Source organism: Corallococcus sp. bb12-1 (assembly GCF_026626765.1).
Lineage (GTDB): Bacteria > Myxococcota > Myxococcia > Myxococcales > Myxococcaceae > Corallococcus > Corallococcus terminator.
This window is the reverse complement of record NZ_JAPNJZ010000001.1, coordinates 1,263,383-1,281,638: the sequence shown is the minus strand read 5'-3', so window position 1 is coordinate 1,281,638 and position 18,256 is coordinate 1,263,383. Positions and strand designations below refer to the sequence as shown.

At 69.4% G+C, this 18,256-nt stretch carries 14 protein-coding genes; 12 read left to right on the top strand and 2 right to left on the bottom strand.

Translation table 11 applies throughout. The features are described from left to right. Positions 1-6: 6 nt before the first annotated feature. Together OV208_RS05395 and OV208_RS05390 are read right to left on the bottom strand one after the other, a co-directional pair. Positions 7-963 carry an AHH domain-containing protein gene (locus tag OV208_RS05395; protein ID WP_267572716.1) on the bottom strand — a complete coding sequence of 319 codons (957 nt, stop codon included), beginning with the start codon at positions 961-963 and terminating at the stop codon, positions 7-9. 19 nt (positions 964-982) lie between these two features. Continuing rightward, positions 983-2,086 (bottom strand): hypothetical protein, encoded by a 1,104-nt coding sequence (locus OV208_RS05390; protein ID WP_267572715.1) that lies wholly within the window; start codon positions 2,084-2,086, stop codon positions 983-985. 554 nt (positions 2,087-2,640) lie between these two features. On the opposite strand from OV208_RS05390, the gene mgtA reads away from it, so the two are divergent. The 12 genes from mgtA (at position 2,641) to OV208_RS05330 (ending at position 18,252) form a co-directional block, all read left to right on the top strand. Then, positions 2,641-5,223: a magnesium-translocating P-type ATPase gene (gene mgtA, locus OV208_RS05385; RefSeq protein WP_267572714.1), complete on the top strand. Its 2,583-nt coding sequence runs from the start codon at positions 2,641-2,643 to the stop codon at positions 5,221-5,223. A 156-nt stretch (positions 5,224-5,379) separates the two neighbouring features. After that, on the top strand, positions 5,380-7,863 hold the full coding sequence (locus tag OV208_RS05380; RefSeq protein WP_267572713.1) for an efflux RND transporter permease subunit: 2,484 nt from the start codon (positions 5,380-5,382) through the stop codon (positions 7,861-7,863). A gap of 32 nt (positions 7,864-7,895) precedes the next feature. Then, positions 7,896-9,380, top strand: a complete 1,485-nt coding sequence (locus tag OV208_RS05375) for a serine hydrolase (protein ID WP_267572712.1) — start codon at positions 7,896-7,898, stop codon at positions 9,378-9,380. 88 nt (positions 9,381-9,468) lie between these two features. Then, the gene (locus tag OV208_RS05370; RefSeq protein WP_267572711.1) at positions 9,469-10,041 is read left to right on the top strand and encodes a glutathione S-transferase family protein; all 573 of its coding nucleotides are present in this window, start codon (positions 9,469-9,471) and stop codon (positions 10,039-10,041) included. A gap of 35 nt (positions 10,042-10,076) precedes the next feature. Next, on the top strand, positions 10,077-10,289 hold the full coding sequence (locus OV208_RS05365; RefSeq protein ID WP_267572710.1) for an SDR family oxidoreductase: 213 nt from the start codon (positions 10,077-10,079) through the stop codon (positions 10,287-10,289). 97 nt (positions 10,290-10,386) lie between these two features. Further along, a complete protein-coding gene (locus OV208_RS05360; RefSeq protein WP_267572709.1) occupies positions 10,387-12,294 on the top strand; it encodes a M23 family metallopeptidase in 1,908 nt (635 codons plus the stop codon). 115 nt (positions 12,295-12,409) lie between these two features. Next, entirely contained in the window at positions 12,410-12,955 is a 546-nt protein-coding gene (locus tag OV208_RS05355; protein WP_267572708.1) for an RNA polymerase sigma factor, read from the top strand. Then, positions 12,952-13,659 carry a hypothetical protein gene (locus OV208_RS05350; RefSeq protein WP_267572707.1) on the top strand — a complete coding sequence of 236 codons (708 nt, stop codon included), beginning with the start codon at positions 12,952-12,954 and terminating at the stop codon, positions 13,657-13,659. The genes OV208_RS05355 and OV208_RS05350 overlap by 4 nt, the downstream gene beginning before the upstream one ends. 62 nt (positions 13,660-13,721) lie before the next feature. Then, the gene (locus OV208_RS05345; protein ID WP_267572706.1) at positions 13,722-14,228 is read left to right on the top strand and encodes a hypothetical protein; all 507 of its coding nucleotides are present in this window, start codon (positions 13,722-13,724) and stop codon (positions 14,226-14,228) included. 1 nt (position 14,229) lies between these two features. Beyond that, positions 14,230-17,139: a CHAT domain-containing tetratricopeptide repeat protein gene (locus OV208_RS05340; RefSeq protein ID WP_267572705.1), complete on the top strand. Its 2,910-nt coding sequence runs from the start codon at positions 14,230-14,232 to the stop codon at positions 17,137-17,139. Further along, the gene (locus tag OV208_RS05335; RefSeq protein WP_267572704.1) at positions 17,085-17,465 is read left to right on the top strand and encodes a hypothetical protein; all 381 of its coding nucleotides are present in this window, start codon (positions 17,085-17,087) and stop codon (positions 17,463-17,465) included. Before OV208_RS05340 ends, OV208_RS05335 begins: the two co-directional genes overlap by 55 nt. Then, positions 17,458-18,252 (top strand): ABC transporter ATP-binding protein, encoded by a 795-nt coding sequence (locus tag OV208_RS05330; RefSeq protein ID WP_267572703.1) that lies wholly within the window; start codon positions 17,458-17,460, stop codon positions 18,250-18,252. The genes OV208_RS05335 and OV208_RS05330 overlap by 8 nt, the downstream gene beginning before the upstream one ends. Positions 18,253-18,256: the final 4 nt, after the last annotated feature.

Below are 18,256 nucleotides of genomic sequence, written 5' to 3'. Positions count from 1 at the left end.
TGGCTTTCAGCCAATGACACCGAAGAGGTGCCGGGTTTTCATGCCCTTGGCGTTGGTGGTCCAGAATTTGATTATTCCACCGTAGGCATGAATGTCTTCTTCCTTGATTACGCCGAAGGCTACGGCCGCTGCGGCATTGCTCAGAATGATGACGAAGGACCAGAATTCGTCCTCGAGCGTGTGAAACGCCTTCAGGATGGCCTTGAAAAGCGCGAGATGCTTCTTGGTGCGCTTGGCCTCGTTGAAGATCTTCTTGAGCGCCGTGGCGACCTCCTTCATTCGGGCCTTGAGCTGGAGGGTATAGGCTGGGTGATCAGAGAAGTGGGCGCTGAGCCGATGAACCGGGCTGTACTTCGGATCCGCGGGCAGCATGATGATGTTATGCCCATTGTTGATATTGTAGAAGGAGCGCTTCAACACCATCATCATGTCGTCGTCAAATGGCGAGTTCTTTTCGAAGAACACAGACTGGGGGATGAGGTGGTGTGCCTGCCATGGATAGGGATGTCTCTGGCCATTGGGTGATAGGTTGGAGAAGTTGCCGCGTTCTCCCGGAAATGTACTGCCCTGTTCGGGGAACGCAGCCACACGCATCCACTTCTCCCGGCTGGCGGTGACATACAGGGGCGGCTCGTCCGTGACGCGACGGCCATTTTTGAGATAGAAGAGGACGCTCGCCGTGCTGAAAACCGAGCGGTTGAAGTCGTTGTAGATCTTCATCCGTGGCTCGTCCTGGAAGATGAATCGAGGCCCTCGATAGGAGTAGTGGTCACCGCTCGTAAGCAGCGAAGTCTCCGGCTGATTCGGGTCGGCGTGGAACGCATCGGAGTCAGCCAGTTCCTGGCTGTAGCTGTCGGGATAGCCGTTCTTCAGCTCCGGGAACTTGCTGTCCTTGGGCGGATTGCGCGCCCTGAGGCTGGCTTTTCGCTCTTGCTTGAGCGCACTCTTGTTTCCTGCGGGCATGGGCGTTCCTCCAGGGGCTCTATCGAAGCGGGGAGACCACGATGGCTGCGCGCGCGCCCTCGTCGGAACTGGAGAGAATGACTGGCGTTGGGGTGGGGCTGTAGCCGCGCTGAAGACCCCTGACGGCCGCACACAATCCGAGCGCCCCCGAGGCCGCACCCGTGTCTCCGAAGCCGATTGCTGGGAGCCAGGATGCAAGTCGTTCGTGCCCCATGCCCGCGGCTCGAAGGTGGAGCATCAACATGCCCCACTCACGGGCTCGAAACTCTTCACCGTTGTGATCTCCGATGAGGAGGAGACACGCGTCATCCGCCTCGGCCGTATGGAGCGCGGAGGTCAAGCATTTCGCAAGCATTCGACCGTCAGGAGGCAGGTCGCCTCCCCGGATTCTCTCATCATCTCCCAGAGCGACGGCCCGCAAGGTGACGCGCGGCTCTTTTCCCCGTGGGACCAGGGGCGCCTGCTGCTCCGAGGACAGCCAGAGTGCGACACTGCCCTCCCCCGGGATGAAGCCTGTGGGGGTGTCGGCCGTCTTGAGCCTGCGCTGTTCGAGGAGCCCCGGGAGCACATCAGGGCCGCAGAGGCTGTCGACCGCGATGATGAGGCAGTGCCCATGGCTGCGTTCGACGAGTGCGTCCATCGCGGCCTTCAGTGCCTTGGGGAAGGCCGCGTGCCCCCCACTTGCGATGCGCCAGGCCTTGGCCTTCCAGGAGACTCCTGCCACCTCGAACGCACGCTCCAGCACGAGTCGGCCAAGTGCCTCATGTCGCCGGGGCTCATCCTCTTCAAGCTCGGGGGTGAGGGGAAACCCGCGCTCCAAGGGGTCTGGCAATGCAAGGACGACGAGGGCGTCCCCAGGCAGGCTGGACAGGTTGACCCGAGTGCCGAGGTCCTCCAGCGCCGCGGCGACCAGGGCTACCAGCCTTCCGACATTCGAGAACCCCAGTGTGATGACAGGCACCTCGCATGTCATGACGGATTGCCCGAGGCTCTCTCGTTCGCATGCATGGGTCAGATAGGGTGACGGACGGGTTTGGGAGATGCCTGCCCGAAGCGCGGCGCAGCCCTGGATCAGCGCTCCAAGGGGGCTTGCCATCCCAAGTGCCTGAATCACGAGACTCATGGAGGAACTCCCAAGATGCGTCGCCGACAGCGCCGATGTCAGGGCACCGGACTCTCGCAGATGGGCTGGATGGAGTCCACTCTGCATTCACCGCTTGAGAGCGCCCAGGAAGCAAAGGACACACGTCTGACGCCTGGCCCGGCTTCAGCCAACTGGAGTCACCGCGCTGCTGCTCGACCACGGGGTCGTCGGTGGCTTCGGCACCGAGTGACACGGTCCTGAAGGGCCGTGACGCTGAGTTCGATTACGTGCCTCGCTTTGGCCCCGTCTCCCTGTTCGTCCCGAACTCCAGACCGCTCGGCCAGCACGTGCGCGCCCGGCTCCAATACGCAGCCAACCGCATGCGAGGCGGAGACGTCATCCCCATCTGCGCCGTGGCGCGTCTGGGTTTCGGACTGTTGCGCAAGCTGCCGGAGTCCAAGCCGAGGACCCGAGGGGCAGGACGACAGGCGCTCCGCTCCCTCCATGTGAGGTCAGTGGTCATCCCCGGAGGCGCTGTCCACCCTCGGGGTATGGCCGACGAACGCCCGAGCGGCCGTGTTGCCGAGCCCGCGGTGCGACCCCCTGTCCCAGCCCGCCCTGGCCGCAAGCGGCGAGGCCCGGCCCCGAAGCGCGCGGGCCCGCCTGCCTGGAGCGAGCCCCTGGATCTCCTGTGCGCCCGGTTGGGCACCACGCCCCAGGGGCTGTCACAGGAGCAGGCGGAGGAGCGGCTCGCTTCGGGGGGGCCCAACACGGCTGAGGCTCGGCACCGGCGCTCGCTGCCGGTGGAGATCCTCCTGCGCTTCGGCAACCCGCTGGTGCTCGTGTTGCTGGTGGCCTGTGGCGTGTCGGCCGTCGTCCATGACCTGACCAGCTCCGCCATCATCGCCGTCATCGTGTTGATCAGCGTGGCGTTGGACTTCGTCCAGGAGCACCGCGCCAGCAACGCGGCGGAGCGCCTGCGCGGCGCGGTGGCCCTGCGCGCCCGCGTGCTGCGCGACGGCGTGGAGCGCGAACTGCCCGCGGTGTCCCTGGTCCCCGGAGACGTGGTCCTGCTCGCGGCCGGCAGTCGGGTCCCCGCGGATGCACGCCTCCTGGCGTCGCACGAGCTGTCCGTCAACGAATCCCCGCTCACCGGTGAGCCCTATCCCGTGGAGAAGGCCCCGGCGGAGGTCCCCGCGGACGCGCCGCTCGCGGAGGTGGGCAACACCGTCTTCGCTGGCACCTCGGTGCTGGGAGGCACCGGCCGGGTGCTTGTCTTCGCCACCGGAGGAGACACGGAGGTGGGCGGCATCGCCCGGTCGCTGGAAGCACCCGCCGCCTCCACCGCCTTTGAACGGGACACGCGCCACTTCTCCGGGATGTTGATGCGGCTGACGGTGCTGATGGTGCTGTTCGTGCTCCTGGTGAACCTGACCCTGGAGCGACCATTGCTGGAGTCCTTCCTCTTCGCCGTGGCGCTGGCGGTGGGGCTGACGCCGGAGCTTCTGCCCATGGTCGTGTCGGTGACGCTCGCGCGAGGCGCTCTGCGGCTCGCGAACCAGGGCGTCATCGTCAAGCGGTTGAGCGCGGTGCACGACCTGGGCTGCATGGACGTCCTGTGCACCGACAAGACGGGAACGCTCACCGAGGCGAGCATCCGGCTGGAGCGCCACGAGGACGCCTCCTGCGAGCAGAGCGAGCGCGTCCTGACCTGGGCCTATCTCAACAGCCACTTCGCGACCGGCCTGCGCAGCCCCATGGACGAGGCCATCCTCGCGCGCGCCCTGCCGTGCACGGAGGGCTGGAGCAAGCAGGACGAGCTGCCCTTCGACTTCGAGCGTCGCCGCGTGTCCGTGCTGCTGGAGAAGGCCGGCCGTCGCGTCCTCGTGGTGAAGGGCGCGCCGGAGGACCTGCTGTCCCGCTGTGACGCGCAGGAGGACGCGGACGGGACGGTTCGCGCCCTGGATGCGACCGCGCGACAGGGATTGCAGGCCCGTGTCGACGCGCTGGGGGAGGAGGGCTTCCGCGTGCTGGGCGTCGCTTGGCGCGAAGGACTGCTTCCGGGGGAACCGGCGACGCTGGAGGACGAGGCGCGGCTCGTCTTCGCGGGCTTCGTCGCCTTCCTGGATCCGCCCAAGCAGAGCGCGCGGCCGGCGCTGGCGGCGCTCGCCCAGGCGGGCATCGCGGTGAAGGTGGTGACGGGTGACAACGCGCGCGTGGCGGTGCACGTCTGCCATGAGCTGGGATTGGAGGTCGAGGACGTGCTCACCGGCGCGGAGGTGGCCCTGCTGGACGACCCGGGCCTGCGCGCCCGCGCCGGGTCCACCACGGTCTTCGCGCGCGTGTCCCCCGCGCAGAAGGGCCGCATCCTGCGCGCGCTGCGGCAGCGGCGCCACGTGGTGGGCTATCTGGGGGACGGCATCAACGACGCACCGTCGCTGCACGAAGCGGACGTGGGCATCTCCGTCGAGGGGGCAGTGGACGTGGCGCGCGAGGCCGCGGCGTTGCTTCTGCTGCGACAGGAGCTGGGCGTCCTGCACGACGGCGTCCTGGAGGGGCGGCGCACCTTTGGCAATGTCATGAAGTACATCCGCATGGGGACCAGCTCCAACTTCGGGAACATGTTGAGCATGGCCGTGGCGTCGCTGGTGCTGCCGTTCCTGCCCATGCTGCCCATCCAGATCCTCCTCAACAACATGCTGTATGACGTTTCGGAGCTGGCCATCCCACTGGACACGGTGGACGCGGAGCAGTTGGAGAAGCCCACGCGCTGGGACATGCGCAACGTGCGCCTGTACATGGCGGTGTTCGGCACGCTCAGCTCGCTCTTCGACGCGGCCACCTTCGTCGTGCTGCTGCGCGTCTTCCACGCGGACGCGGCGCTCTTCCAGACAAGCTGGTTCATGGAGTCCCTGACCACGCAGGTGCTGGTCATCTTCATCATCCGCACCCGGGGAGGGCCGGGGCGCAGCCCTCCTTCGCGCTGGCTGCTGCTGTCATCGCTCAGCATGGTGATGGTGGCCAACGTGCTGCCCTTCACGCCCCTGGGTGCCCTCTTCGGCTTCGTGTCTCCACCCCCGGTGGTGTTGCTGTCGCTCGCCGCGCTGGTGGTGCTCTACCTGCTGTGCGCGGCGTTGCTCAACCGCGGGTTCCTCCGCCGCTTCGGCACCGCGTGACATGGTCCTGGAGGGCAGTGCCTCCGCCTCCTGGCGGACACCCTCCTGCCCCACGTGTCCTGCACCGGGCGCGTGACGCGGAGGCACCGGGACGCCCCGCCGACCCGAGGGCTATCGCAGGAGCAGCCCGGGTGCCTGCACGGGCCAGGAGCCTTGGTGTCCACGCGTCACGCCGAACGTGAGAGTCCGTCCCGCGACCTGTTCGCGCGTGCCTTCGTCGGCGGACTCGTCCGACACCGCCACGTCATCCTCGGCATCGCGGCGCTGCTCACCGCCGTGGGCGCGGCCCTGACCGTCTCCCTCTACGGCGACCTGCGCAGCGAGGTGGAGGAGCTGCTGCCCTCCACGGCCCCCAGCGTGGTGTCCGCCCGGGTCCTGGGCCCCCGGCTGTACGACGTGAACCACCTGTCGGTCGTGCTGGAGGGCGACGACCCGGCCGCGCTCAGACGCTTCGCGGATGCCTTCGCCGCCCGGGTGCGCGCGCTGCCCCCATCCCAGGTGCGGGAGGTGGAGTATCGCAGCGACGCGGAGCTCGATTACGTGCGCCGCTTCGGCCTCTTCTACCTGTCCGTCCCCGAACTCCAGACGCTCCTCCAGCGCGTGCGCGCGCGGCTCCAATGGGAGGCACGCCACGCGAATCCCTTCGTCATGGACCTGGTGGGAGACGACGCGCCCCCGTCCCTGGACCTCTCCGTCCTCGCGCCGTCGTCGGGAGGCGCGCTCGCGTCCGCGGAGCGCTTCAAGGAGGGCTATTTCCAGAGCGCCGACGGCAAGCGGCTGGTGTTGCTCATCCGCCCGCCAGAGGCCACCACCGGGTATGCCTTCAACCACGCCCTGCTGGAGCGCGTGAAGGCCGAAGCCCAGGCCCTGTCCGCCCATTTCCCGGGAGCCCCCTCCCGCATCGGCTACGACGGCGAGGTCGCCACGATGTCGGAGGAACAGGCCTCGCTCCGGCAGGACCTGGCCCTGTCCGGCGTGCTGGTGGTGTCGGGTGTGTCGCTGGTGCTGTGGCTGTACTTCCGCCGGTGGAGGGCCCTGCTGTCCATTGTCGGTTCGCTGGCCGTGGGGTGCGCCATCACGTTCGGTCTGACGCAGGTGCTGATTGGCCACCTCAATGCCAACACCGCGTTCCTGGGCTCCATCGTGGTGGGCAATGGCATCAACGCGGCCATCATCTTCATGGCCCGCTACCTGGAGGAACGCCGCGGGGGCGTGTCCGTGGACGACGCCCTTCCGCTCGCCTGGAGCCGGACGCTGGTGCCCACCTTCATCGCGTCCTTCGCGGCGGGGCTGGCCTATCTGGCGCTGTCCGTGACGCGCTTCCGGGGCTTCAACCAGTTCGGCGTCATCGGGGGGCTGGGCATGGCGCTCTGCTGGATGTCTGCCTATGTCGTGCTGCCGCCGCTGCTCGCGACGCTCGAAGGCCGGCGTCCCATGGACTTCTCCCGGGTGCACGGCGCGGCCCGGCTCACGGCGGCCCTGGCCCGCATGGTGGAGCACCGGAGGCGGTTCGTGCAGGGCGTCGCGCTGGCGCTGTTGGTGGCGTCGGGTGCGGCCATCGCGACGTACCGGGGAGCGCTGGTGGAGTCCGACTTCAACAAGCTCCGGGCCCGAGACAGCCAGCGGAACGGCTCCATCTACTGGGGACAGCAGGTGGACGCGGTCTTCCAGACGTACCTCACGCCCATCGCCATCGTCGCGGACACCCCGGCGGACCTCCAGCGCGTCGTCGCGGCCCTGGACGCGAGGCAGCGGGCCCTGGGAGACGCAGCGCCGTTGCGGGAGGTTCGCACCGCGAACACGCTGCTGCCGGACGCTCCGGAAACGAAACTGCCGCTGCTGCGGGAGCTGCGCCAACTGCTGCCCGACTCCCGGGTGGCGAGTCTGCCTCCGGACGCCCGCGAGCAGGCGTCCCGCTACCTTCCGCCCGTGGACGCGCGTCCGCCCCGTTGGGAGGACCTGCCGCCCACGCTCCGCCAGCCGCTCACCGAAAGGGACGGCACGGTGGGACGCATCGCGTTCGCCTACCCCAAGCACGTGGGCACCATCGACGCGAAGTACGGACGCGAGCTCACGGACATCATCCGGGGGGCCATCCAGGACGCCGGGGGCCGGGCACTGGTGACGGGCCGTCCGCTGCTCATCACCGACATCACCGAAGCCATCCTGCATGACGGCCCCCGGGCCACGCTGCTCGCGTTCGCGGTGGTGACGCTGCTGGTGTTCGGGGTGGTCCGGAGGCCGAGGCCCGCGGCCATGGTGTTGAGCGGGTTGTTGATGGGCGTGGTGTGGCTGGTGGGGCTGGGCGCCGCGCTGCGGTTGCGGTTGAACTTCCTCAACTTCGTGGTGCTGCCCATCACCTTCGGCATCGGCGTGGACTACGCGGCGAACCTGGTGCTGCGCTTCCGGCAGGAGGGACCGGGCTCGTTCGCTCGGGTGATGGACGATACGGGGGGCGCGGTGGCGCTGTGCTCCTCCACGACCATCATCGGGTACGCGTCGCTCATCTTCTCCAACAACCAGGCGCTCGCGGGCTTCGGGCTGCTGGCGTCACTGGGCGAGGTTGCCTGTCTGTCCGCCGCGCTGCTGGCGCTGCCCGCGTTCTTCTTCGCGCCGTCCATGCAATCGCCTGACCGCTGATGCGTGTGGAGGAGCATGAGCGGAGAGACCGAATGAACTGGAACCCCGTGCGCCTCTTGAGCGTCCTTGTTGCCCTCCTGCTGTTCGTGCCCGTGGCGGGGGCTGCTCCGAAACCGCAGGAACTGGACCGGCTGGTCACGCAGTACCACCAGCTGCGCCAGTTCAACGGCGCGGTGCTCGTCGCCAATGACAAGGGGGTGCTCTTCAAGAAGGGCTACGGCTCCGCCAACTTCGAATGGAACGCGCCCAACACGCCGGACACGAAGTTCCGGCTGGCCTCCGTCACGAAGCAGTTCACCGCGATGGTCATTTTGCAGCTCGTCGCGGAGGGGAAGCTCCAACTGGACGACCCGCTCGCGAAGCTGCTGCCGGACTACCGCCAGGACACGGGCTCGCGCGTCACCCTCACGCACCTGCTGAACCACACCTCGGGCATCCCCAGCTACACGTCCGCGCCCGATTTCTTCTCGAAGGTGTCGCGCAATCCCTACAAGGTCACGGACTTCGTGAAGCAGTTCGCCAGCGGCGACCTGGAGTTCGAGCCCGGCTCGAAGTTCGCCTACAACAACTCCGGCTACTTCCTGCTCGGCGCCATCATCGAGCGCGTCACCGGGAAGACGTACGCGCAGGCGGTCCAGGAGCGCATCTTCGACAAGCTGGGGATGAAGAACTCCGGCTACGACGTGTACGCCACGGTGCTCCCCAAGCGCGCGAGCGGCTACGAACTCAAGCCGGAGGGCTACATCAACGCTCCCTACCTGGACATGTCCATCCCGTACGCGGCCGGCTCGCTGTACTCCACGGTGGAGGACCTCTACCTCTGGGACCGCGCGCTCTACACGGACACGCTGCTGCCCGAGGCGCTCAAGCAGAAGATGTTCACCCCGGGCCTGGAGAAGTACGGCTTCGGGTGGACCATCGAACCGATGAAGCTCCAGGACGACAAGACGGAGCTGGCCGTGGTGACGCACAGCGGCGGCATCAACGGGTTCAGCACCCGCATCTACCGCGTGCCCGCGAGCCGGGAGGTGGTCATCCTCCTGGACAACACGTCGCGCGGCGACAAGCTCAAGGAACTGTCCAACGGGTTGTTCAGCGTCCTCCATGGCATCACGCCCAGGGCGCCTCGGCCCGGCATCCGGGAGACCTTGAGCGCGACGCTCGACAAGGCGCCCGTGGCGGAGGTCATCGCCCGGTATCGCGACCTGAAGGCGAAGAAGGCGGATGCGTATGACTTCTCCGAGGGTCAGCTCAACGGCCTGGGCTACCAGTTCCTCCGCACGGGGCGGGTCCCGGACGCCATTGAAATCTTCAAGCTGAACGTGGAGATGTTCCCGAAGAACGGGAACCTCTATGACAGCCTGGGCGAGGCGTACCTGGCCCACGGCGACAAGGAGCGGGCCCAGGTGAACTACCGCAAGGCGCTGGAGCTGGAGCCGGGCATGCCGAGCGCGGAGGCGGCGCTCAGGGCGATGGGGACTCCGGCGGTGGCGCCCGCGTCGAAGGCCATTCCCTGAAGGACACCCCGGGGAACGAATGGACCCGTTCCCCGGGACGTTCTGCTAGGTGGATGCCCGACGTTCGTCTCCTTCCGGAGGTGCCTGGATGAAGCTCTATTTCAATCCGAAGAGTCGCGCGGTGATCGCCAAGTGGATGCTCGATGAGTGCGGCGCCGAGTACGAGATCGTGCCCATCAGCTTCGAGAAGGGCGAGCACAAGCAGCCGGAGTTCCTGAAGATCAACCCGGCCGGCAAGCTGCCCGCGTTGGTGGACGGAGCTACCCGCGTGTTCGAAGGCGCGGCCATCTGTCTGTACCTGGCCGACAAGTATCCCCAGGCGAAGCTCGCGCCGAAGCTGGATGCGCCGGAGCGGGGGCGCTACCTGTCCCTGATGGTGTACTCGACGTCCCAGCTTGAACCGTCGATGGGCGACTTCCTGATGAAGGCCCCGACCGCGCCCTCGCGCGGCTGGACGGACTTCGATGGAGCCCTGAACGCCATCGAGAACGAGCTGGGCGACGGGCCCTACCTGTTCGGAGACTGGTTCACCGCGGCCGACGTGATGATCGGCTCGATGTTCATCTGGCAGCGCATGTTTGGTTCCAAGTCGGGACGTCCGAAGATCGATGCCTACGTGGACCGGCTCGCGGCCCGCCCCAAGGGCATGAAGCTGGGCTGACGTGCCCGGGGCGCGCCTTGATTCAAGTGCGCCCCGTGTCTTCCCCTGCTGGCGCCGCGAACCCACGCGCCAGCCAGTCCATGCTCGACGGCAAGTCGCCGGAGGTCGTCGAACGCATGGCGAAGATGAACCCCCTGGAGCGCCTGGGCACCCCCGAGGACATCGCCGCGTCCGTCTCCTTCCTCGTCGGCCCCGACGGCGGGTGGATCAACGGTCAGGTGCTGCGCGCCAACGGCGGCATGGTCTGAGGCTTTTCTCCCAGAGGAGGTGAGGGGAAAAAAGGGGCCATTTCGTTGGGTGGAGGCAGGCGCGAAACCAGCGCCCCCCTTCCAAGGAGCAGCACCCATGTCCTCCCGCCTTCGTTCCGCCGTCCGGCTCACCGCCGTGGCCGTCGCCACCGTCAGCGTCGGAGCCTCCGCGCAGACCTATGCTTTTCCCGGCAGCAGCGCGGACCTCCCCGACGGCAGCCATTGGTGGATCTCCAGCGACCACGACGGCACGGAGAACCGGGACCTCAAAGCCGCGCGCTTCGACGCCTCCGTCAGCAAGTTCACCGGCGTGAAGATTCCCTTCGCGGACTACGCCGTGAACCCCAAGAACTCCGACTGGGTCATCTACGGCCTGCCCGTCTCCGCCATCGCGGACGGCGAGGTCATCACCTGCTGGCGCAACGCCCCGGAAGGTCTCAAGCCCGCCGTCCACGGCGGCGACGACGTGCCCAACCCGGGCCGCGCCGCGAATCCGCCCACCATCCCGCGGTCGGGCAACCACCTGAACATCCGCACGTCCGACGGGAAGGTCATCCTCTACGCGCACATGCAGCCGGGCAGCATCCCGGAGGCGCTGTGTCCCTTCAACGCCACCAACGTGGTGAACGCGGAGGACCGCATCGGTGACCTTCCCCGCGAGGTGATGGTCCCCGCCGCGCAGCGGGCGTTCGTGAAGCGGGGCCAATTCATCGGCCGTGTGGGCAGCTCCGGCGCTTCGTCGGGTCCGCACCTGCACGTGCACATGAAGCCGATGCTCAGCGAGACGACGATGGGGGAATCCCTGCCGCTGACCTTCTCCCAGGCGTGGCAGAAGGACGGGGCGGTGGCGTACGACTCGTCGCTCGACTTCGTCCCGCTGCGCGCCGAAGCCCTGAACCAGTTCCCCTCCGCCATCCACCCCGACCCGCTGCTGCGCCGGGGCTCCATCACCGGTGACGCGGCGATGGAGGTGGCGATGACGTCCTCGGGCGACACGGTGGTGACGGCCACGCGCGACACCTCCGGGCGGCTCGTGATGGGCTCCTGGCGGCTCGCAGGGGACGGCACCTTCACGAAGCTCTCCGGCACCACCACCGCGGACGCGTCCACCTACGTGTCCATCGCGAACCCTGGCCTGGGCCGCGACGTGGTGACGGCCGCGCGGGACGCCGACGGCAAGCTCCAGCTCACCGCGTGGCGCGTGTCGTCCGGCGGCAGCTTCTCCCGGCAGGCGGAGGCGGGCGGTGACGTGGTCTCCAGCCAGATGGCGCTCGCGTCCATGCCGGGCGGGAGCCTGGGCGTGGTGAGCGCCGTCCGCGACTCGGCGGGCCGCTTGAAGGTCAGCACCTGGGAGACCTCCGCGACCCTGGACACCATCACCCGCCGGGGCAACGGCTTCGGTGAGGATGCCACCCAGGTCTCGCTCGCGGCCGTCGCCAATGGCCGCGTCGCGGGGGACACGGGCAGCAGCTTCAAGGGCGTGGTCACCGCGGTGCGCACCCCGGCCGGCAAGCTGAGCGTCACGGCCTGGGAGATCGGCTCCACGGGCCTCGTCTACAAGCGCGGCACCTACCTGGCCGGCGACGTGGCGGACGTGGCCATCAGCAGCATGTCCATCACCAACGTGCGGGACCTGGTGGTGGTCAGCGCCCGGCTGCCCACGGGCGTGCTGCGCAACATCTCCTTCGACATCACCACGGCCGGACAGCTGGTGCGCCGTGATGACGAGGACGCGGGCGGCGTCTCGGATGTGCAGGCGGCGCGGGTGGTGGGACAGCACCTGGTGACGTCGGTGCGTGACTCGGCGGGCAACCTGCGCGTGTTCACCTGGGATGTGGACGCGAACAGCCAGGTGCACCGCACCGGGCAGGAGCTGGCGGGCGACATCCTGGACGGCATGGCGGTCACCTCCACCTATGTGGGCGCACGCTTCGTCATCACCGCGGTGCGCCTGGCCGCGAGCGGGGACGTGCGGTTGATCGCCTGGGACGCGAACCTTCCGTAGTGGGTGTCCTCCCCCGAGCACCGTCTCGGGGATTTGCCCGGTTCGCCTGACTCCGCCTTGCCGCCGATGAGGCTTTCAACGACCATCGGCGCCCTTTCCCAAAAGGGGATGCATCTTGGAGCTGCGACACGGTCACTCCGCGAGTGACTCGCCGGATGCCGGACTGGAAACGCTGCGGCGTGACCTGGAGAAGGCCCTCGCCCGCGTCTGCCCTCCGTCCCTCGCGGACCGGCGGGACGACCTGTTGCAGGTGGCGATGATGCGGGTGGTGGAGCTGCGCAAGCGGGACCCGGAACACGCGGCGCTCTCGTCCGCGTACCTGTACCGGGTGGCCTACACGGCGCTCATCGACGAGCTGCGCCGGGTGAACGCTCGCAAGGAGGTGTCGCTGGAGGAAGTGGAGCAGGCGCCCGTGCAGCCCGTGGCGCCGGGAGACCCGGAGCGCTCCGCGGGCGCCGCGCAGATTGCCCGGGCCGTGCGCGACTGTCTCCAGGGGCTCGTGCAGGACCGCCGCCTCGCCGTGACGCTGCACCTTCAGGGGCACACCATCCCTGAGGCCGCGGAGCTGCTGGGCTGGGAGAGCAAGCGCACCGAGAACCTCATCTACCGTGGCCTCAGCGCCCTGCGCGCCTGCCTCTCCACGAAGGGAATCACGCCGTGAGCGACCACCGCCCCGAGGATGACTCCATCGACGACGCGGGCGTGGAGCGGCTGCGGACGGCGCTGCGTGACGACGACGCGGCGCCCGGAGAGCCGGTGGACGCGGACCTCATCTGGCGGGCCGTGACGAAGGAACTCCCGGCGGAAGAGCGCCGGGCGGTCATCGAGCGCGTCGCGGCCGACCCCGCGTGGGCCCAGGCCTGGCGGCTGGCGTTGGAGATGTCCCGTGCGGCCGCGAAGGTGGAGGCACCGGCGAAGGTGCTGTCGCTGACGGACCACAAGGCGCGGGGGAAGCGCTCCTGGGGGGGCCGGCCCATGTGGGCCGCGATGGCGGCGGTGTGGGTGGTGCTGGTGGGCGTCGTGGTGGTGCTGCGGCAGCAGCAGGGGAAGGACCCGGAGCGGATCCGGGGCGGCGAAGTGGAGGCCATCACCTCCACGGTGCCGGAAGCCACCGCGCTGCCTCGCGACGGCTTCGTGTTGCGTTGGAGTGGGGTGCCCCAGGCGACGCAGTGGAGCGTGCAGGTGTCGTCGGAGGACTTGAAGCTGTTCCACCGCGCGGAGCGGCTGGCGCAGCGGGAGTACACCGTGCCGGCCCCGGTGCTGGCGGAGCTCTCCTCGGGGGCGAGGGTGCTCTGGCAGGTCGAAGCACGGTTGCCGGATGGAAGCATCCGGCGAAGCAGCACGTTCGTGAACCGGTTGCAGTGAGCGCGCGGCAGGGGCCGTGTGCGGTTGGAAATCCATTCAATGACAACGCAGAGGGGGACGTGATGAAGACAATCAATGCGCAGGGGGGATGGGTGCGGGCGTTGGCGGTGGCGGCGCTCTTGTGGGGTGTGACGGCGGCGGCCCAGGCCGCGCCCCCTCCTCAAGTGTCGGTGGTGGTGACGACGGAGGCGCTGGTGGGGGCGGCGAACGACACGGTGGTGGCCTCCGTCGTGGACGCGGGCTTGCTGCGCGGAGGGGCCTCGGTGCCGGTGACCTTGCGCATCCTGGGTGACCGGGGCGTCGTGCTCGCGACCATCACGGGAACCGTGAGTCCGGGGTCTCCCCTGCGGGTGACGGCCCGGGCGCCCTCGACCGCCGGTGTGCGCGCGCAGCTCGTCCTGCTGCCGAGCCGCCTGCAGATGTCCGCCGGCGTCCTGGTCATCGAACGGGAGGATCCGGCCACGCCCCCTCCGAAGCAGGCCGTCTGCCTGTCGCCGGCCCGGGATCCGACCACCACCATGCCGGAGCCCGTCTCGGTGGAGGGCTGCTGGGTGGAGGTCGAGCAGTAACGTGTCAGGAGGGCCGCGACAGCGCGCGAGGCGACCGGGGCTCCCCACCTTCGTGGTGGGGCTGACCCTGTGTTGCCTCGCGGGGGCCGCCCCTCCCGCGGAGCCCTCCGCGCTGGCCCGGTGTGAAGTGCGCTTCCTCGCCCACCCGGAGGACTCCGACGCGGCGATGTGCTTCTTCCGCGATGCCCAGGGACAGCAGGGGCGCGACGAGGCCCGGCGCAGGCTCCAGGCCCTCATCGCGAGCCATCCGGATCGTCCCTGGCTCGCGCTGGCCCTGGGCCACATGGAGCTGATGGCCGAGCCCCGCCTGGCCGAAGCGTCCTACCGTCACGCGGCCCTCGCCTTCCGGCGCCTGGGGGACGCGGAGGGCGAGGTGCTGGCCGGCATCAACCTGCGCAGCGTGCTGGGGATGCTGGGGCGGACGGAGGAGGCGCACGAGTGGGTCCTGCGGGTGGGCGAGGTGGCCCGGAGCTCCGGCGACGCGCACCTCCAGGTGCGAGCGCTCATCCTGGAGGCGGCCGAACTCTCCGACCTGGGCCAGGACCTGGGGCGCGCCTACCTGCTCCTCAAGCGCGCGGAGGCCCTCACCTTTCCTGGGGGCACCGACGGCATGAAGAAGCAGCTGCTGAGCCCCCTGGCCACGGTGAGCATGAACCTGGGGCGCCTGGACGAGGCGATGGACGTGTACGCGAGGCTCGCGGAGCTCGCGCGGCGCACCCGGGACGCGGGCACGGAAGCGCGCGTGCGTCTGTCCGTCGCGAACCTCGCCCTGCGGCGGCACGAGGAGCGCCCCGAACCGGGAGGCCGTCCGGAGCTGCTGCGGCTGGCGAGGGAGGCGCTCGCGGCGGCCGAGCGCGCGGGCGGCAAGGCCTTCGAGGCGATGTCCCTGCGCCTCGTGGCCGAACTGCTGGGGGACGGTCCCGAGGAGCGGCGCGAGGCGGAGGCGTTCCTGGAGCGCTGCATCGACATCTCACTGAAGACGGGGCTGCCCGAGCGCCGCATCTCCTGTCTGTGGACGCGCGCCGAGCGCCGCGCCCGGGGGGATGCCGCCGCCGCGGAGCGCGACGCGGACGAGGCCCTGCGCCTCGCCGCCGAACACGACAACCCGCTCTACCTCGCCCCGGCGTGGAGGGCGTACTCGATGGTGGCCTTCCACACGCGGCCCCTGCCGGAGGCGCTGCGACAGGCGGAGCGCGCGCTCGACGCGGTGGAGGTGCTGCGCCAGTCGCAGCGCGACGCCTCCAGTCAGGCCGAGCTGTTCTCCGGTTGGGCCAGCGACTACCACCGGCTCGCCGGACGCACGCTGGAGGCCGGTGAGGCCTCCGTCATCCCTCCCCGGGAGGCGCTGGAGCGCGCCTTCACCGTGAGCGAGCGCCTGCGGGCGAGGACCTTGTTCGAAGCGCTCGTGGCCTCACGCGCGCTCTCCGCCGGGGAGGACGCGCCGGAGCGCCGGGAGCAGCGGGCCGGCGTGCTGCGCGACCTGTCCTCCACCCAGCGGCGGCTGCTGGAAAAAGGGCTGGCCGCGCCCGAACGCACGCGTCTGCTGGGCGAACTCCAGGAGCTGGAGCGCCGGGAGCAGGAGCTGCGTCCCGTGCCCCGTCACGCGTCGGTCCAGTTCGCCTCGCTGGGACAGACGGAGCAGCGCCTGGGCGACGACGAGGCGCTGCTCGTCTTCCTCGTGGGCGCGGACCAGGACCTCCAGGCGGAGCGCGCGGGAGGCGCCTGGGTGCTGGCCGTGACCCGCGAGGGCACGCGTGCGTACCGCATTCCTGAACGCGCGCGGCTGCGTCCCGCCGTGGCGCTCCTGTCGGGTCTCATCGAACGGCGCGACGGTTCGGAGGCGGGCGCCGCCGCCGCGCTGTATGCGCAGCTGCTCGCCCCCGCGCTTCGGGAGCTTCCTCCGCGCGTGTCCCGCCTGCTGCTCGTGCCGGATGGGCCGCTGCATGACCTGGCCTTCGCCGCGTTGAGGGAGCGCGCGGACGGTCCTCCGTTGATTGCCCGCCATGAGCTCGCGCTGGTGCCCTCCGCGAGCCTGCTGCACCACTGGAGGGAGCGGTCCGCGCGGCCTCCGGGAGGCGAAGCCCTGGTCCTGGCGGATCCGGACCGCGACGCCACGCCGGCGGGCGCGACGGTGGTGGCCACCGCGCGAGGGGGCGTATTCGGGGAGACCGCGAGTCTGGGCGCGCTCCCCGAAGCAAGGCGCGAAGGACACACCGTGGAGGCCACCCTGGAGGACACTGCCGTGAGGCCCCGCCTGTTGGTGGGAGCGGAGGCCTCCGAGCAGGCCCTCAAGGCCGCGGCGTTGGATGACGTGCGCATCCTCCACCTGGCCGCGCACGCCGTCGTCGACGTCGAGGCCCCCGAGCGCTCCGCGCTGGTGCTGGCTCCGGGCGCGGCGCAGGAGGACGGCCTGCTCCAGCCCCGGGAGATCGCGGAGCTGAAACTGCGGGACGCGCTGGTGGTGCTCTCCAGTTGCCAGGGGGCGTCCGGCGCGCTGCTCGCGGGAGAGGGAGTGCTGAGCCTCGCGCGGGCCTTCTTCGAATCCGGCGCCCGCGCGGTGGTGGCCAGCCTGTGGCCCCTGCGTGACGCCGAGGCCGCGTGGCTGCTGGAGCGCTATTACAGACATCTGGCGGAGGGGCAGGGGGTGTCCCAGGCCCTGCGCTCCGCCCAGCGCGAGGCCTGGGAGGACGGTCAGCCCGCCGCCGCCTGGGCGGGGCTCGGGGTGATGGGGGACGCGGCGCTGGTCCCCGTGCCTTCCTCCGACGTGAACGCCGCGCGCCTCCCGGGCCTTGGACCTGCCTGGGTCCTGCTCGCGCTCGCCTGCGCCCTCTTCCTGACCGTGGGCGGCCTCTGGCGGTGGCGCAGGGCCCACGCGAGCACACGGCGGGCCAGCTCATCCCGGAGCTGCTGAGGGCGGAGAAGGTGGATGTCTTCCTCACCGAGATGAGCACCCAGTGCCTGGTCGTGGTCGGGACGAGTGACACGCCCATGGCCCGCCTCCAGAAGTCGCTGGGCCTGGACCGGCTCCAGCTCGCCAATGGGGGCCGCGCCGTCCAGGTGTACGAAACGGGCGAGCCCTTCATGACGGGCCGTCAGGAAGAGGACCCGGAGGAGCTTCCCGGCATCAAGCACCGGCTGGGGAGCCGCTCCTCGCTGACGGTGCCCCTGCCCATCGGGCTGGCAGGCGGCCCTCGCATGCCAGGGGGCCGCGCACTAGGGTGCCGGGGCGATGAGTGACACGAGCCGTGAGTCGACGCCGAAGCTGACCATCGAGGTGAAGGACCTCTACAAGTCCTTCGGCGGCCAGCCGGCGCTCCGGGGCGTGAGCCTGGTGGTGCCGGAGGGCACGACCTGCGTGCTGATGGGCGTCTCCGGTTCCGGCAAGACGGTGCTGATGAAGCACATCATGGGGCTCATCCGGCCTGACTCGGGCGTGGTGCTGGTGGAGGGGGAGGAGGTGGCGAAGATGAACGAGCCCGCGCTCAACCAGATGCGCCGCAAGCTGGGCATCCTCTTCCAGGCCAACGCGCTCTTCGACTCGCTCAACGTCTTCGACAACGTGGCGTTCCCGCTGCGCGAGCGCACCAACACGCCCGAACCGGAAATCACCAAGATGGTGAACCAGACGCTGGAGAAGGTGGGCCTGTCGCACGCGGCCACGCGCTTTCCGGGAGAGCTCTCCGGCGGCATGCAGAAGCGCGTGGGCTTCGCGCGCGCGACCATCCTCCAGCCGAAAATCCTCCTCTACGACGACCCCACCGCAGGTCTGGATCCGCTCACCACGGCGGCCGTCAATGAGATCATCACCACGGGCAAGCAGCAACTGGGCGCCACGTCGCTGGTCATCACCCCGGACGTGGCGTCCGCCTTCGGCACCGCGGACAACCTGGCCCTGATGCACGAGGGCCAGGTGGTGGAGTACGGCCCGCCGGAGCACTTCAAGCAATCGCAGCACCCGGAGGTGAAGGCCTTCCTGCGCAACTGGCTCCGGCGCCGCTCCGAACAGCGCCCGCCCAAGGCCTGAGCCC

What these genes read in the sequence shown, in the direction of transcription:
- OV208_RS05370 (WP_267572711.1), top strand. Translation starts at nt 9,469, where the DNA reads ATGAAGCTCTATTTCAATCCGAAGAGTCGCGCGGTGATCGCCAAGTGG.
- OV208_RS05390 (WP_267572715.1), bottom strand. Translation starts at nt 2,086, where the DNA reads ATGAGTCTCGTGATTCAGGCACTTGGGATGGCAAGCCCCCTTGGAGCG.
- OV208_RS05395 (WP_267572716.1), bottom strand. Translation starts at nt 963, where the DNA reads ATGCCCGCAGGAAACAAGAGTGCGCTCAAGCAAGAGCGAAAAGCCAGC.
- OV208_RS05330 (WP_267572703.1), top strand. Translation starts at nt 17,458, where the DNA reads ATGAGTGACACGAGCCGTGAGTCGACGCCGAAGCTGACCATCGAGGTG.
- OV208_RS05360 (WP_267572709.1), top strand. Translation starts at nt 10,387, where the DNA reads ATGTCCTCCCGCCTTCGTTCCGCCGTCCGGCTCACCGCCGTGGCCGTC.
- OV208_RS05375 (WP_267572712.1), top strand. Translation starts at nt 7,896, where the DNA reads ATGAACTGGAACCCCGTGCGCCTCTTGAGCGTCCTTGTTGCCCTCCTG.
- OV208_RS05345 (WP_267572706.1), top strand. Translation starts at nt 13,722, where the DNA reads ATGAAGACAATCAATGCGCAGGGGGGATGGGTGCGGGCGTTGGCGGTG.